Below are 16140 nucleotides of genomic sequence, written 5' to 3'. Positions count from 1 at the left end.
ACTAATGAAGAACTCCTTTAAATATTTCGTTTTCATAAGTATCATTTTAACTTCTTTTAGTTGCTCCAGTAACAAAAATGTTGATACAACTGATGTTAAAGAAAAACAACAACCTAACATCATTTTTTATTTAGCAGATGACCAAGATGTTTACGATTATGGCTGTTATGGAAATGAAAAAGTAAATACAGCTGCTGTAGATAGACTTGCAAAAGAAGGAATGTTGTTTACCAATGCGTTTACTGCACAAGCTATTTGTGCACCAAGTAGGTCTCAGGTTTTTACTGGTAAATACCCTGTTAAAAATGGATGTTTTGCAAATCATACAGCTACAAGACCAACTATTAAAAGTGTAACTTCTAAAATGAAAAAGTTGGGTTATGAAGTGGTACTTGCTGGAAAAAGTCATGTAAAACCATCGAGTGTTTACCACTGGAATAAAGAATGGTTACCAGTTCCTAAAAAAGATGTCCCAAGAGCTTATATTCCATTGGACAGCATCAAACACTATTTTAAAACCGCAACAAAACCGTTCTGTATGTTCATCACCTCAAAATACCCACATGGTAAATATTTTGAGGTAGAAAACGCAAAAACTGAAGATATTAAGTTTTATCCTTTTAATGAAAGTAAAAAAAATGATAAAGCCTTTATCAAGAAAAAAGCAGGATATTATAGAAGCATTAATGAAGATAATACCCAAATAGAAAAAGTATTAGAATTTGTAGATGAATATTTAGATGAAAACACCTTGTTTATTTACAGTGCAGATCATGGTGTTTCAGGTAAGTTTACAGTAAAAGATATTGGGTTAAAAGTGCCTTTTGTTGCAAGATGGCCCAAAGTGATTAAAGCTGGAATAACCTCAAATCAATTGATACATTATACAGATGTTTTACCAACGTTTATGGAAATTGCAGGAGGAAAATCTACAAAAGATATTGACGGAAAAAGTTTTTTACCACTATTGAAAGGAAAAGACGTACAAATTAACAAATATGTTTACGGAGTAAGAACCAATCAAAATATTTTAAATTCAGAAGTTTTTCCATCAAGAATGATTCGTAATCAGCGTTATAAATACATTCGTAACTTTAATTCTTTAGAAGTTGTTGAAGGAAATTTGACAGGAAAATCAAATGTAGATTATTTTATCAAAAGAGGAGCTAATGCTTTTAAAAATGAACCTTTTGAAGAATTATATGATTTAGAAAAAGATCCTTTTGAGCAAAATAATTTGGCTAAAAATTCTGAATATAAAGCTATAAAGGAACGTTTAATGAAAGATATGTTTGTTTGGATGAAAGGGCAAGGAGATTTTTTAAATGAAGAAAAAGGAAACATGCCTTTAATTACGGCAAAAGGAAACAGAGGTTTTAAATTAGATAAAGATACACCAAGACGAAAAATTCCTGATTCGATAAAAAATACATTATCAGAAGAAAATTATAAGATTATAAAACATTGGTAAAAAATCAGATATATGAAAACAATAACTAAACTCTTTTTACACTATTTAATAATTATTGTTCTTTTAATTTCTTGTAAAACCGACAAGAAAGAAGTTGCTATAAATACAAAAAAGACCCAAAAAAATATTTTATTTATTGCGGTTGATGACTTACGTCCAGAACTCAATTTTTACGGAGCAAAACACATCAAATCGCCAAACTTAGATAAACTAGCAAGTGAGAGTTTAGTATTTAATAAAGCGTATTGTAATGTTCCTGTTTGTGGTGCATCAAGAGCGAGTTTATTAACAGGTATGAGACCAACAAGAAATCGTTTTATAAACTATAAAACGAGAGCAGATGTAGATGTGCCTAATGCTATTTCTTTACCAAAGCTTTTAAAACAAAATGGTTACAAAACAATTTCAACAGGTAAAATTTACCATACTAATGAAGATGATAGCCTTTCTTGGAATGAAAGATGGTTTCCAAAAGGAAATATTCGAAACTATCAATTAGAAAAAAATATAGTAGAAAATGGTAAAGCCAATTTAGCTATGGGAGGTGCCAGTGCTTTTGAAATCGCAGCTGTAAATGATACTGCTTATTTTGATGGTAAAATAGCTCAAAAAGGAATTGCTGATTTAAAGAAACTTAAAAATAGTAAACAACCTTTCTTTTTGGCATTGGGTTTTATGAAGCCGCATTTACCATTCAACGCACCAAAAAAATATTGGGATTTATATGATAGAAATCAAATTGAATTACCAGAAAGTTATCTCCAACCAAAAACGACACCCAAAAAAGCATTTCACAACTTTGGTGAGCTACGTAATTATGGAAACATCCCCAGAAAAGGTCAAATTTCTAATGATTTGGCAAAAGAATTGATTCACGGTTATTATGCATGTGTAAGTTATGTTGATGCTCAAATTGGTTTGGTTTTAGACGAATTAAAACGTTTAGAATTAGAAGACGATACTATAGTAATTTTATGGGGAGATCATGGTTGGAACTTAGGTGACCATAAATTGTGGTGCAAGCATGTTACGTTTGAAACTGCTTTAAGAACGCCATTAATCATTAAAGTTCCAGGAAAAACTAAAGGAACAAAAACAGAAGTCATTACAGAATATATCGATATTTATCCGAGTTTGACAGAATTAATTGGTTTAGAAACTCCAGATACTGTTGAAGGGAAAAGCTTTGTGCCAATCATCAATGGTAAAGACTCAGATAAAGATTGGGCAGTATCTAAATTTAAAGATGCTGTAACCCTGATTAAAGGCGATTTGTTTTACACAGAATGGACAAAAGATGATGGTATTGCTTATGAAAGAATGTTATTCGACCATAAAACAGATCCTTTAGAATTAGATAATTTAGCTGAAAAGCCAGCATATCAAGAAAAAGTAAAAGCACTGGCTTTAGAATTAAGAGAAAAATGGGGAGAAGATTTTCTTTCTAAAAACTAAAAACGATCTGTAAGAATGAGATATATAGTTGCACTAATACTTTTAACAGTATTCATAACAAATTGTAATTCATTAAAAACAAATAAAATACAATCTAAAGAGGTTGTTAAAAAATCTAAAGAAAAACAACCCATCGTCATACAATTTATTATAGATGGATTGATGAAAGATGCAGCAGAAACCGCCATTGCAGCCGGAGCAAAAAATCTAAAATATTTTGCAGAAAATGGCGTGGTTGTAGAGGAAGCCTATTCTAATAGTCCAGTAGGTAGAGTTAAATTGCCAGATGGAAGTGAACCTTGGAGAGGAGCATCACCCCCAAATATTGGCATGCATACTGGAACCCATGTTTTCGAAACTCAAGAGTTAGATGATATTTTTTTATCAGCCAAAAGAGAAGGAATAAAATCGGTTTATGTTGGAGGACATACTTTATACGATGTGTTTACAACCTCAGATATTCATTATGCCGAAATTATGCCAGATCAAAAAGTTGTAGAGCTTGGGATAAAGCATATTAAAGAGGATGGAGTTAAGTTAGTGCGTTTACATTTGCAAGAAATTAGAAGTTCTTGGAAAGGACCTGAAGGGAAAACCAATCCAGACTCTAAATACATTAAGGCCATTTTAAATGCAGATGCTCAATTAGGAAAACTGGTAGCTTTCTTAAAAAATGAAGGCTTATGGGAGACAGCATATTTTATCATTTCTGCAGATCATGGAATGGGAACTTTAAGAAAAAGCAACCATCTTTCAGAGCAATTGTCTTCATGGCAAATTTATATGAATTTTTATGGACCTAAAGTAAAAAAAGGAGCCACAATTCCGTACGCAGAATCTCCAGATATTGCTTTAATGACCAATCATTTTATGGGGCTAGAGCCATTAAAAGGATATACATCAAATGTAGAGGGTCTTAAAAATTTAAAAACTACAGGTATTTTTCTAGAAAATATTTTTGAAGGAAATTCTGATAATTTAGAACATCCACAATGGATAAAAACCTACCTTGATAAAAATGCAGGTTCTCCTCCAAATGATTATTTACATTATAGGGAGGCGATGCTAAAGTTTATCAATGATTAAAAATTCTGAGATAGATAGTACTATATTGGGTTAAAACTTACAATAACAAATTTGAAAAACATGAGATTACTAGTATACAAGAGATTATTTTTTAAATATATTTTAATGATGAGTATATTTTGTAATGTCACTTTTTTAAAGGCACAAAATTTACAACGCCCTTTTATTTTGGTTAAATCAAGTGAACGTAATAATATTTTAGAAAAAATAGAGACACAACCTTGGGCGAAAGAGATTTATGAAAATTTAAAAACAAGAACAGATTTACAGGTTGCTAAATTCAATCAAAATCCAAAAGACTACATCAAAAATTTGCCTTTTAACTGGTCTGAAGGACAAAAAAATAACTTTCCACCATTTTACAAAACAGACCATGTAGAAAATGGTAAACATAGAAACTTAGATAACGCTACAGACAAAGAGTGGGAACCAGCAGAAAAATTGATTACCTATTTGCAAATAGCTTTAGATTGTGGTTATCTATACTACATTACCCAAGATGAAAAATACGCGTATATGGCTAGTAGTACCTTGTATTCATTTGTAAAATCTGTACAGAAATCCAAGTTATCTAATTGGCATGGTAGAGGTGGCTGGTTGTTTCCATATGATGGTTTTAGAGAAGTACGCGTTATTGGCTACAGAGTTCCATTAATTTACGATTTTATTGCACCCTATCTTAAAAAAGAAGGCAATGCTTTTGATATCATTCAAAATAAAAAAGTAGTTTTTCCTGTTGATGAACTTCAAAAGGTGTGCAAAACCTATGCAGATATTACCATTAATTACGGACAAACAGGTTCTAATCATCCAGTACTAGAAGCACCAAGTTTAGTCTATAATGCTTTGGCAATGGACGATGAAAAGGAACGTGAAAAATTACTTTCTTACTTTTTATCAGAAAGTACAAAAAATCAAGATGCGTTGCCAGTAATGGCAAAAAATTATCAAAATCAAGGTGATATTTGGCCAGAAACCTCTCAATATTTAAATCATTCAACAGAAATTTTAGGTAAATTATTATTGGTAATTAATAGATATAATCCGTCTTTAAAATTAGGAGCTCAATATCCAAATATATTATTTGCTTTACCAAGATTAGATGATTTGGTATATCCAAACAACGAGATTATACGTTGGGGTGATGGACATAGAAGACAACATGGTTCCTATCAGGCGTATGAAAATGCTTATGTTTTGGCTAAGATGGACAACCTAACTTTTTTACAAAATAAATTTGCTCCACTTTTGATAAAAGCTATGGAAAGTGGAAAATATTCAAGAAAAAGTATTGAAGCTTTATTCTGGTATGATGATGATATTTATGGGAATTCAAAAAAAATAGAGTTACCAAGAACGGATAGAGTATATCATGCAGGTATTGTATTACAAAGAAATTTAAGTACAACAAATAACCCAAAAGATGGGTTAATGGGTTTTGTTGGTGGCGCACACATGGTGCATGGTCATGCAGAAGGAATGAACATTGAATTGTATGGAGAAGGACAAGTTTTAGGTGTAGATCATGGAAGAAAAAAATATGGTAAAGACTTGCATGAAAATTATTCAAGAATTTTTGCCGCCCATAATACGGTTATTGTAAACGGAAGTTCGCAAGGAGAAGGTGGTTGGGTGAATTTAGGAATCAATTCAGTAAAAGTCATCTCAATGGAACCAAAAGTAAGAGAAGCTGGAGTTTCTCCTAATAATTCTTTTACTCAAACTAGTTTTTTAGATGATAAAGGAGACAAAGCAGAAGCAACTCAAGAAAGAACTTTAGGTTTAATTAGAACATCACCAACTACAGGTTATTATGTAGATGTTTTTAGATCTAAATCTAAGTTAGATAATGAGTTTCACGATTATTTGTATCATAATATAGGTGATAAATTGGTGTTTGAAAATAAGGATATGAAGTTTAATAAAACGCCTAATAGATATTTAGAAAACGCAAATTCTAAATGGATTCATAATAAAAAGTACAGAAATCCTGGATGGCATTTTTTTAAGAAAGTGAAGACATCAGAAAATTATAATAAAGATGTAATAGCAACTTTTAATACAAAAAAATTAGATAAAGGTGCTGTTTTTATGCAATTACATATCCCAAATTTTAAAAACAGAACATACACAAAAGTAAAAGCACCTATAACATTTGAATCTCCAGCACCTTACGATAAAAAACCAACTCCAACTTTAGTAATTAGAAATAAAGGCGAAGCTTGGAAAAACCCTTTTGTAGTAGTGTTTGAACCTTATAATAGTTCAGAAAAACCGAGTTTACAATCTGTTACAAAATTAGAGCAAGATGGAGTTTATAAAGGATTAAAAATTATTTCTAAAACACCAAATGAAGATTTAATACAGTATGTAATTACACATTCTAAAAATCAAGTTTATAAGAATAAAGATATTTATTTTGAGGGTACTTATGCTGTCATTACTTTAGACAAAAACGAAAAACTAAAGAGTATTTATGTTGGAGAAGGGAAAAAACTAATCTATAAAAATGAAGAAATTACAACAGACTCATCTCAAAAATATTTTAAATCTTATGATTAAAAAGGCCCTCTTGTTTTTGTGTTTTACTATTTTTTTATCAGGGTGTAAAACAGCTAAGAATAAAACATTACTTTTTGTAGGTAGTTTTACAGATAAAAAACCAGGAAAAGGAATTTATGTTTACGAATTTAATGAAGCTACAGGAATATCTATTTTAAAATCTACAGTAAACAATATAACCAATACTTCTTTTTTAAGATTATCACCCAATGGAAAATATGTATATTCTGTAGTTGAAAGTCAGATGCAACATAATGGTAAAGTGGCTTCTTTTAAGGTTGATGTTTCTAATTCTAAATTAAATGTGTTGAATATGCAAGATTGTGGTGGTTTAAACCCAGCACATTTAGCCATTGATAATTCTGGGAGTTTTTTAGTAAACTCTAATTATTCTGGTGGTAGTCTAAGTCAGTTTCATATTAAAAATGATGGAAGTTTATCTGAAAGCAATCAAATTTTAAAATTTAAAGATAGTAGTAGTATTAAAGGTAGACAAAGCGCTTCTCATATACATTCTGCTAATTTTTCTCCTGATCAGAAATATGTTTTTGCTCACGATTTAGGGGCAGATAAAATTAGAAGGTTTACTGTTGTAAATAAAAAAGGAAAGATTTCGCTTCAAAATCAACAAGAAATTAAAGTAAAACCAGGAAGTGGACCAAGACATTTTACGTTTCATCCAAATGCTAAATTTGGTTACGGAATCAATGAATTGAGTGGTAAAATTGATGCATATTCCTATAAAAATGGAGTATTAAACTTTATTGAAGATTACCAATCATACCAACAAAAACAAGAAATTTATAGTGCTGCAGACATCCATATTTCTAAAGATGGTAAATTTTTGTACGCCTCTAATCGTGCACCAAAAGAAAACAGTATTGCTATATTTTCTGTAAACTTAAACAATGGTAAGTTAACTAAAGTAGGGCATTCAGCCACAGGAGGTATTCATCCTAGAAATTTTGCAATTTCGCCTTCAGGAAAATTCGTGTTGGTTGCCAATCAGTTTACCAATTCGATTGTAATTTTTAGAAGAAATTTAAAAACAGGATTACTTCGTAAATTACCTAATGAAATTAAAATAAAAAGCCCTTCTAGTATTCAAATAAAAACTTATATAGATTAAAGAGATGCTCGATCAATAAAATTAAAAGGCACTTTAACTTTACCTTTGGCTTTATTTAAAATCATTTCTGCTGCAGTTTCGCCCATGGCCTTAAAATCGGTAGAAATTACTGTTATTCCTAATAATTCTTTAAGAGGGGTGTCATTATAAGATATAATACCAATATCTTCTCCTAAAACATACCCATATTCTCTTTTCCTTTTCACAAGATTTACCAAGTCTTCTTCTTCTATAGTAATAAATAAATCTCCTTTTTTTAAAATCATTTCATCATAAATTTTGTCTAGTATTTCAAAATCTAATTGATGTTCTATACAAAATTTTCTAAAACCATGTTGAATTCTTCTTGGGTATGGATACACTGCTTTTTCAGGATACACCAACATAATTTTATCATATTTCTTAATTTTATCTAATCCTTTGTTTAAAGCTTCATAGATGTCATTTTCAAAATCTTGATAAATTTGTACAAGGTTTTTGTCTATATTTTCTTTGATATTATCTAAAATAATTAACTTTTCACTTGGTATTTGCTTTATCGCTTTACTTACTTTTTCTGGTAAAGTAACATGTTTTAATGTATCCGTTTTAAAATGTGGCATAATCACATAGTAGTCATATGCCGATTTGTTTTTTTCAAGTAAATTTAAAAAAAGTGTTTCATCACAATGATAAATATCTAAATCTGTGTGAGAATTAGTTCCAATTTTATCTACAAAATGATTATATATTCTTAACTTATAAGAACTTAACTTATTTACTAAGAATAAAATATTAACCTTAGAAATTAATTTTGTTCTTGAAATATAAAATCCTTTACCTCTAATCGAAGTTATAATTTTTCTTTCTTTTAAAATACTATACGCCTTTTCTACAGTATCTCTAGATAAATAAAACTCTTCACTAAACATATTTATTGAAGGTATCTTTTGGTCTATTTTAAGATTACCTTGTAAAATATTATGAATGATTGAATCTATAATTTGCTGGTATTTTGGAACCCGAGAGTTCTCGTCAATATTTAAAAATTTTAGTAATTCCATCTTTGTTATTAAAAGTAATTATGTAAAAAAAAGTACACGATTTGTAATATATGTTTATAAAATATTTAAAAACTATTTCTGTTTTTTTTCTAATAATATTCAGGTTGGCACTACACAAACACTATTTATCAAAGAACTTGAACGTAATAAATAACCTCAAATTAAATTTTTTATAACACTTTTTAACCTGTAACTTGTACTTTTTGATATATTGTTTATATTTCGTAATGCAATGTATAAAAAATTATTATGACAAAAAATGCAAGTATTGATAAAAGTATTGCACAAATTGATAATGTATTTCCATCTGAATTAAAGAAATACTTTGTGCATTCTAAGATGGATTATGACTGGGGTATGATGATAAGTGATGTTGGCCATGCCAATGTGCCTCCAGACTCAGATTATCCTCCAAATGGGCACCCAACTTCTCATATGTTTTCTTGGGATAGAGGAAGGATTTTAAATGGATATCAACTATTAATTGTTACTCATGGAGAAGGTATTCTAGAGAGTCAGTCTGCTGGTGTTATAGAATTACATAAAGGAGATGGATTTATTTTATTACCTGGTGAATGGCACAGATACAAACCAAAAACAAAAACAGGTTGGACCGAAATTTGGGTAGGATTTCATGGAAAAATTGCAGATATAATAATGCACGATTATAATAAAAATCAGCGCAAAACTGTCATCCCAAATTGTGTTAATATGCCAATAATAAATCTATTTACCGCAATTTTTCAGTTGGCTATTGATGAACCTTATGGTTATCAAAAAACAGTATCTAGCATTTGCATACAATTAATTGCAGAAATTCAGAATATACAACACAAAAATACTACCACTGTATTTGATAACTCAATTATTTCTAAAGCCAAATATTTAATGCAAAAAAACATAGACAAAACATTTGATATCGAAGCGTTTTGTAAATCTAATAATATCAGCTACTCTAAATTTAGGTCAGATTTTAAATATCAAACAGATTTGGCTCCAATGCAATATTATATTCTTCTAAAAATTGAGAAAGCTAAATTTCTTATTGTTAATACCGATTTAAAAGCTAAAGAAATAGCGTTTCAGATAGGATTTAATTCAGAACATTACTTTTCTAGATTGTTTAAGAAAAAAACAGGTTTTTCTACAAAAGAATTCAGATTAAACACAAGCTTAAAAAGTCATCAAATCTAAAAAAAAGTTTTGCTAACGAACCGCAAAAACGCAAACAACTGCATCAAACAACTAAAACTATTTCAATTCAAAAATTCTCAATTTTAAATTATTAATTTTAAATTATTAATAATTTTAATTAGTAAACGTTTTGGTGTATGATTTCGTTGCGTGTAAATAAGTACGAAACTTTCGATTCAATACTGACTTTAAAAAAAGGAAAAAGCCAATGAATTAATCACTTAACAGCAATTAATTATACGCAGTGTTGTGCTAGTGCTTATTTTCTCAATTCAATAATTTCTTTTTTTAGTTCAGAAAGTTCTTTTATTATAATAGTCCAAATTACTTTATCCTAAATACTGTCATATTCGTGTGCAATTCGATTCCTAGTTCCAATTATTTTATGAGCATTTTTAATTTAAATTTCCGAACGTTTATATTTTGAAATTCTGTAAATTGCTTCTCCAATAATTTGTATATTTCGTTCTACTGCTTTTTTCGTTTTTAAGTCTTTTTGATAAACAAAAAAGTTACGTTATTCAGGTAAGAATTCAAAAATTTCATTAATAGACCTTTCAACATCTTCAAGCCAAGAGTTAATTCTATTGTCCATAAATCAACACTTTTGTTTCGTCAAGTTCCTTTCTTAAATATTTGTTATTAATAGCTCTATATTCAATTAGGTCAATTTGGTGTTTTAATAACTTTTCCAATTTTTCTTTTAACTGGAAGTATAAATTCGTGTATTCAAATGGATCGTTTTCGTCAAAATCTACAACAAAATCGACATCAGATTCATCACTAAAATCATCTCGAGTTACTGAACCAAAAGCAGAGAAAGTCCGAACTTTGTATTGTTCACATAGCTTTTTAATCCTATTTATATTATTGTCGTTTATTTTCATATCTCAAAAAGAGTCAAAATTCCCTTATGTTCAATTTTGTCTGTGATTTTTCCTGCATTAGCCACAACTCATCTAATATCTTTAGAAACCTTAATTTAAAAATAAGATTTCTCAACGAACTTGTTCCTCACAAAGTATTTTTAAAGAAAATAGATTTTTATTTTCTTTAACATTCAAAACACTGTTATTAAAGCACATAACACCATAAAAACTAGAAAAGGTTATTAGGTACTTACTTTTATTAAAATCCCTATAAGTTAATATTAGTAAAATAACCTCTTTTTATTATTTCTAGCATCAGTAAAATATCTATTACCATGTAAAATGCAAGTATTTAAAACCAAAATTGTGTAAAACCACATAGTACAGGATACAAAAGCTTAAATTCAAATATATTTTTGGATCATAAACTTATCACTAAGAGAACAATGAAAGAAATTACACAGAGTTTTAAATACGTTGATTATTTATGGGACGAAGAAAAAGCAATAGCCTTAGAAGATAACCAAGTAGAGTTGTTTTTATATCGATCTAATATATTGGGTGCAGATTTAAGAATTACAAATTACGGAGGTGGTAATACAAGTTGTAAAACCATAGAAAAAGACCCTTTAACCAATGAAGAAGTAGAGGTAATGTGGGTAAAAGGTTCTGGTGGTGATATTGGTACGTTAACACGTTCTGGCATTGCAGGCTTGTATACAGGTAGATTAAGAGATTTAAAAAATGTTTATCAAGGCTTACATGATGAAGATAGAATGGTTGGTTTATTCAATCACTGTATTTACGATTTAGATAGTAAAGCACCTTCTATAGACACACCTTTACACGGTTTATTACCATTTGCACATATAGATCATTTACACCCAGATGCTTTAATTGCGGTTGCTGCAGCAAAAGATAGCGAGCAAGTAACCAAAGAAATTTGGGGAGATACTATGGGATGGGTGCCTTGGCAAAAACCAGGTTTCGATTTAGGTTTACAATTAGAAAAATGTTTGGCTGATAACCCAGGGATTAGAGGAATTGTTTTAGGAAGTCATGGTTTATTTACTTGGGGAGATACTTCTTATGAGTGTTATATGAATAGTTTAGAAGTTATTGAAATGGCTTCTGAATATATTGAACAAAAATTAAAAGAGCAAGGTGAAGTTTTTGGTGGTCAAAAAGTAGAAAGTTTACCTAAAGAAGAGCGTTTAGAAAAAGCAGCTCAAATTATGCCTTTATTAAGAGGTTTATGTTCGTCAGAAAATAGAATGATCGGTCATTTTTCTGATACTGATGTAGTAATGCAATACATCAATAGTAATGATTTAGAAAGATTAGCGCCTATGGGAACATCTTGTCCAGATCATTTCTTAAGAACAAAAATTCAACCTTTAGTTTTAAGTTTAGATAAAAACGAAGATTTATCTGATTCTGAAGCTATTTTAGCAAAATTAGAGCCAGCATTTGAAGCATATCGTCAAGAATATGCAGATTACTACAATACTTGTAAAAAAGATAATAGTCCTGCAATTCGTGATGCAAATCCAGTGATAATTATTTATCCTGGAGTGGGTATGTTTAGTTTCGCAAAAAACAAGCAAACAACAAGAGTTGCAAGTGAGTTTTATATCAATGCAATTAACGTAATGCGTGGTGCAGAAGCTATTACAGAATACACTTCTTTACCAAGGCAAGAAGCTTTTGATATTGAATATTGGCTGTTAGAAGAGGCAAAATTACAACGTATGCCAAAAGAAAAACCATTATCTCGTAAAGTAGCTTTGGTTACTGGTGCTGGTGGTGGAATTGGTAAAGCAATTGCAGATAAGTTAGCTGCAGAAGGCGCAAATGTAGTACTTACAGATATTAATGAAGAAGCTTTAATAGAAGCAAACGAAACGTATGCAAGAGATGTATCTTCTTATGCAGTTTGTGATGTAACTAGTACAGCATCTATTGCAAGCGCTTATAAAAAAGCAATTATAGAGTTTGGTGGTGTAGATATGATTGTACACAGTGCAGGTTTAGCAATTTCTAAACCATTAACAGATACTACAGATAAAGACTGGAATATTTTACAAAACATTCTAGTTAAAGGTCAATTTGATTTAGCAAAACAATTTGCACTAATCGTTCGTAAGCAAGGTTTAGGAGGAGATTATATTGCAATAGCTAGCAAAAACGGATTGGTTGCTGGGCCAAACAATGTTGCTTACGGAACTGCTAAAGCAGCGCAACAACATATGGTACGTTTATTGGCAGCAGAACTTGCTAAAGATAAAGTTAGAGTAAACACTGTAAATCCTGATGGAGTAATTGTAGGCAGTAAAATTTGGGAAGGCGCTTGGGCAGAAGGAAGAGCAAAAGCCAATGGCATTACTGTAGAAGAATTACCCGCTTTTTATGCCAAAAGAAATCTACTAAATGAAATCATAACACCAGATGATATTGCAAATGGCGTTTTCTCTTTAGTAGGAATACTCGATAAATCTACAGGAAACATTATAAATGTTGATGGTGGTATGGCAAACGCATTTGTTAGATAATAAAATAATTTAATTTGAATTAAGAACAAGACTTCTATAATTTCATTACGATTTATAGAAGTCTTACTTAATTAAGAATATAAAATAAGTATGAAAATTAATCAACCAGAAATCTCTGATTACAACCAAAAAGGTGTAAAAGATCACAACGAAAATTTCGATTTTTTATCGAATAAATTAACCAATAAAGGAAAAGATGTTAATAGCATTGTAGCTAAATTAGCAGAATTCCAAGTAGCAATACCAAGTTGGGCTTTAGGTGCAGGTGGTACGCGTTTTGGGCGTTTTGGGTTCTATGGAGAGCCATCAAACTTAGAACAAAAAATAGAAGATGTTGGTATTTTACATAGTTTAACGCAAACTGCAGGTGCAGTATCTTTACACATTCCTTGGGATATACCTTCTGATTATGATGCTATCAAACAAAAAGCAGATGCTTTACATATTAAATTTGATGCCGTAAATTCTAATACTTTTCAAGATCAAAAAGATGCTGTAGAAAGTTACAAATACGGTTCTTTAAGTAACGTAAGTAAAGCTGTTAGAGAGCAAGCCATACAGCATAATTTAGATGTCATTAAAATTGGTGACAAATTAGGGTCTAAAGCATTAACTGTTTGGTTAGCAGACGGATCTTGTTTTCCTGGTCAGAATAATTTTCAAACTGCTTTTCAAAATACACAAGATAGCTTAATTGATATTTACAAAGGGTTACCAGACGATTGGAAAATGTTAGTAGAATACAAACCTTATGAACCAAATTTCTACAGTACTGTTATTCAAGATTGGGGTGCTTCTCTAATGTTAGCTAATGGTTGTGGAGACAAAGCTTATACTTTAGTAGATTTAGGCCACCATTTACCAAATTCTAACATAGAGCAAATTGTATCTATTCTACAATTAAAAGGAAAATTAGGTGGTTTTCACTTTAACGATAGCAAATATGGTGATGACGATTTAACAGTAGGTAGTATTAAACCTTATGCCTTATTCCTAATTTTTAATGAATTGGTATATGGTATGGAAAACAATCCACAAAATCCAGATTTAGCTTGGATGATTGATGCAAGTCATAACATTAAAGATCCTTTAGAAGATTTAATTCAATCTTTAGAAGCAATTCAAGAAGCGTATGCAAAAGCTTTATTAATCGATCAAAATGCATTAAGAACTGCTCAACTAGAAAACGATGTTGTAAAATGTCAAGAAATTTTACAAGGCGCTTACAGAACCGATGTTAGACCTTTATTAGAAAAAGCGAGATTAAATTCAGGAGGTGTAATTAACCCAATAGATGCTTACAGAACCTTAGGAGTTAGAGAGCAATTAATCAAAGAAAGAGGAAAACACACCATAGCTACAGGATTATAAGAAAATTCTATGAAACAAAAAGTTACAGCAGTTTTCGATATTGGAAAAACCAATAAAAAGTTTTTTCTATTTGATAAAGACTTCAAAGAAGTATATAAAGAGTATGCATCCTTTGAAGAAATAGAAGACGAAGATGGTCATCCAACAGAAAACATTCACGCGCTTCAAAATTGGCTAAAAGATGTTTTTCATAAAATATTAAAGTCAGATAAATTTGCGGTTAAAGCTATTAATTTTTCAACTTATGGAGCTAGTTTCGTACATTTAGACGAAAATGGTAAAATATTAACCCCCTTGTACAATTATACAAAAGAAATTGATGAGGATTTAGTTGATGAGTTTTACGATAAATATGGACCAGAGTTAGAATTAACAAGAACTAGTGGTTCTTCTAAATCAGGTATGTTAAACTCTGGTATTCAATTATACTGGTTAAAATATAAAAAGCCAGAAATATTCAAAAACATAAAATATTCTTTGCACCTGCCTCAATACTTAAGTTACATTTTTTCTGGAGTTCCATTGAGTGAATACACAAGTATTGGTTGCCATACTGCTTTATGGAATTACGAAACTAAAGACTACCAAGATTGGGTTTATAAAGAAGAAATTCATAATATTTTACCTCCTTTAGTATCTACAGAAACTAGCTTAAACATTAATTATAATGGTAAACGCATAAAGATTGGTGTTGGTATTCACGATAGCTCTTCTGCCCTTTTACCTTATGTTAGAAGCGTAAAAAAACCTTTTGTTCTAGTATCAACAGGCACTTGGAGTATTGCTTTAAATCCATTTGTAGACACTCCTTTAACAGAAGCCGATGTTGCAGCAGATTGTATAAACTATATGCGCATCAATGGAAAACCTGTAAAGTCTTCGAGACTGTTTTTAGGGAATGAATATAAGATTCAGGTAAAAAAATTATCAGAAAAATTTAATGTCGATAAAGATTACCATAAAACTATACATTTTAATTATGATGTATACTGCGAAATTATGCAGCATTTTAAACCGTCTTTTAAATGGGAATCGTTTTCATCTAAACACATGCCAGAAAAAACCAAGTACATGTACAATGATTTTTCTCATGCATACCATCATTTAATGGTAGAATTAGTGCAATTGCAGGTAAAAAGCATTAGAAGAATTGCAGATTTAAGAGCAATTGATCGTTTGTATGTTGATGGTGGTTTTACCGATAATGAAGTGTATATAAAGCTACTATCTTACTACTTAAAAGGCATGAAATTAAGAACAACAAAAGCCTCTTTGGGTTCTGCATTAGGGGCTGCTATAGCAATTTCTGACACAAAACTAAACTCTAAGTTTCTAAAGAAAAATTACGCATTAAAAAAACATGTTCCATTTGTAATAAGTGGTTAAATATAAAATTGAAAATAGAAGA

At 30.3% G+C, this 16140-nt stretch carries 11 protein-coding genes and 1 pseudogene; 9 read left to right on the top strand and 3 right to left on the bottom strand.

Annotated features, from left to right (window positions below; all coding sequences use genetic code 11):
• Window positions 1–4 precede the first annotated feature (4 nt).
• The 5 genes from SJY27_RS15015 (at window position 5) to SJY27_RS14995 (ending at window position 7703) form a co-directional block, all read left to right on the top strand.
• Complete coding sequence (locus SJY27_RS15015) at window positions 5–1471, top strand: sulfatase (protein ID WP_397445681.1); 1467 nt, start codon at window positions 5–7, stop codon at window positions 1469–1471.
• A gap of 12 nt (window positions 1472–1483) precedes the next feature.
• Window positions 1484–2926: a sulfatase gene (locus SJY27_RS15010; protein WP_397445680.1), complete on the top strand. Its 1443-nt coding sequence runs from the start codon at window positions 1484–1486 to the stop codon at window positions 2924–2926.
• A 15-nt stretch (window positions 2927–2941) separates the two neighbouring features.
• Window positions 2942–4012, top strand: coding sequence for an alkaline phosphatase family protein (locus SJY27_RS15005; protein ID WP_397445679.1), 1071 nt, complete (start codon window positions 2942–2944; stop codon window positions 4010–4012).
• A gap of 105 nt (window positions 4013–4117) precedes the next feature.
• A complete protein-coding gene (locus SJY27_RS15000) occupies window positions 4118–6574 on the top strand; it encodes a heparinase II/III family protein (RefSeq protein ID WP_397445678.1) in 2457 nt (818 codons plus the stop codon).
• A complete protein-coding gene (locus SJY27_RS14995) occupies window positions 6567–7703 on the top strand; it encodes a lactonase family protein (protein ID WP_397445677.1) in 1137 nt (378 codons plus the stop codon). The genes SJY27_RS15000 and SJY27_RS14995 overlap by 8 nt, the downstream gene beginning before the upstream one ends.
• Here SJY27_RS14995 and SJY27_RS14990 read toward each other — a convergent pair.
• The gene (locus tag SJY27_RS14990) at window positions 7700–8746 is read right to left on the bottom strand and encodes a GntR family transcriptional regulator (protein ID WP_397445676.1); all 1047 of its coding nucleotides are present in this window, start codon (window positions 8744–8746) and stop codon (window positions 7700–7702) included. The two genes, SJY27_RS14995 and SJY27_RS14990, sit on opposite strands and share 4 nt — an antisense overlap.
• A gap of 249 nt (window positions 8747–8995) precedes the next feature.
• Between SJY27_RS14990 and SJY27_RS14985 the strand changes: the two genes are divergently transcribed.
• On the top strand, window positions 8996–9940 hold the full coding sequence (locus tag SJY27_RS14985; protein ID WP_397445675.1) for an AraC family transcriptional regulator: 945 nt from the start codon (window positions 8996–8998) through the stop codon (window positions 9938–9940).
• A 400-nt stretch (window positions 9941–10340) separates the two neighbouring features.
• Here the strand turns inward: SJY27_RS14985 and SJY27_RS14980 are convergent.
• Together SJY27_RS14980 and SJY27_RS14975 are read right to left on the bottom strand one after the other, a co-directional pair.
• Window positions 10341–10406: pseudogene (locus SJY27_RS14980) on the bottom strand (hypothetical protein); the annotation flags it as partial.
• Between the two features lie 118 nt (window positions 10407–10524).
• Window positions 10525–10827: a nucleotidyltransferase family protein gene (locus SJY27_RS14975; protein WP_397445674.1), complete on the bottom strand. Its 303-nt coding sequence runs from the start codon at window positions 10825–10827 to the stop codon at window positions 10525–10527.
• A gap of 428 nt (window positions 10828–11255) precedes the next feature.
• On the opposite strand from SJY27_RS14975, the gene SJY27_RS14970 reads away from it, so the two are divergent.
• The 3 genes from SJY27_RS14970 to SJY27_RS14960 all read left to right on the top strand — a co-directional run bounded on the left by SJY27_RS14970 (window position 11256) and on the right by SJY27_RS14960 (window position 16118).
• Entirely contained in the window at window positions 11256–13361 is a 2106-nt protein-coding gene (locus tag SJY27_RS14970) for a bifunctional aldolase/short-chain dehydrogenase (RefSeq protein ID WP_397445673.1), read from the top strand.
• 90 nt (window positions 13362–13451) lie between these two features.
• Window positions 13452–14732, top strand: coding sequence for a sugar isomerase (locus tag SJY27_RS14965; RefSeq protein WP_397445671.1), 1281 nt, complete (start codon window positions 13452–13454; stop codon window positions 14730–14732).
• Between the two features lie 9 nt (window positions 14733–14741).
• A complete protein-coding gene (locus SJY27_RS14960) occupies window positions 14742–16118 on the top strand; it encodes an FGGY-family carbohydrate kinase (protein ID WP_397445670.1) in 1377 nt (458 codons plus the stop codon).
• The last annotated feature ends 22 nt before the right edge of the window (window positions 16119–16140 follow it).

The sequence above is a fragment of the Polaribacter sp. R77954 genome (assembly GCF_044595335.1).
GTDB lineage: Bacteria > Bacteroidota > Bacteroidia > Flavobacteriales > Flavobacteriaceae > Polaribacter.
This window is presented reverse-complemented; position numbering and strand designations above follow the sequence as displayed.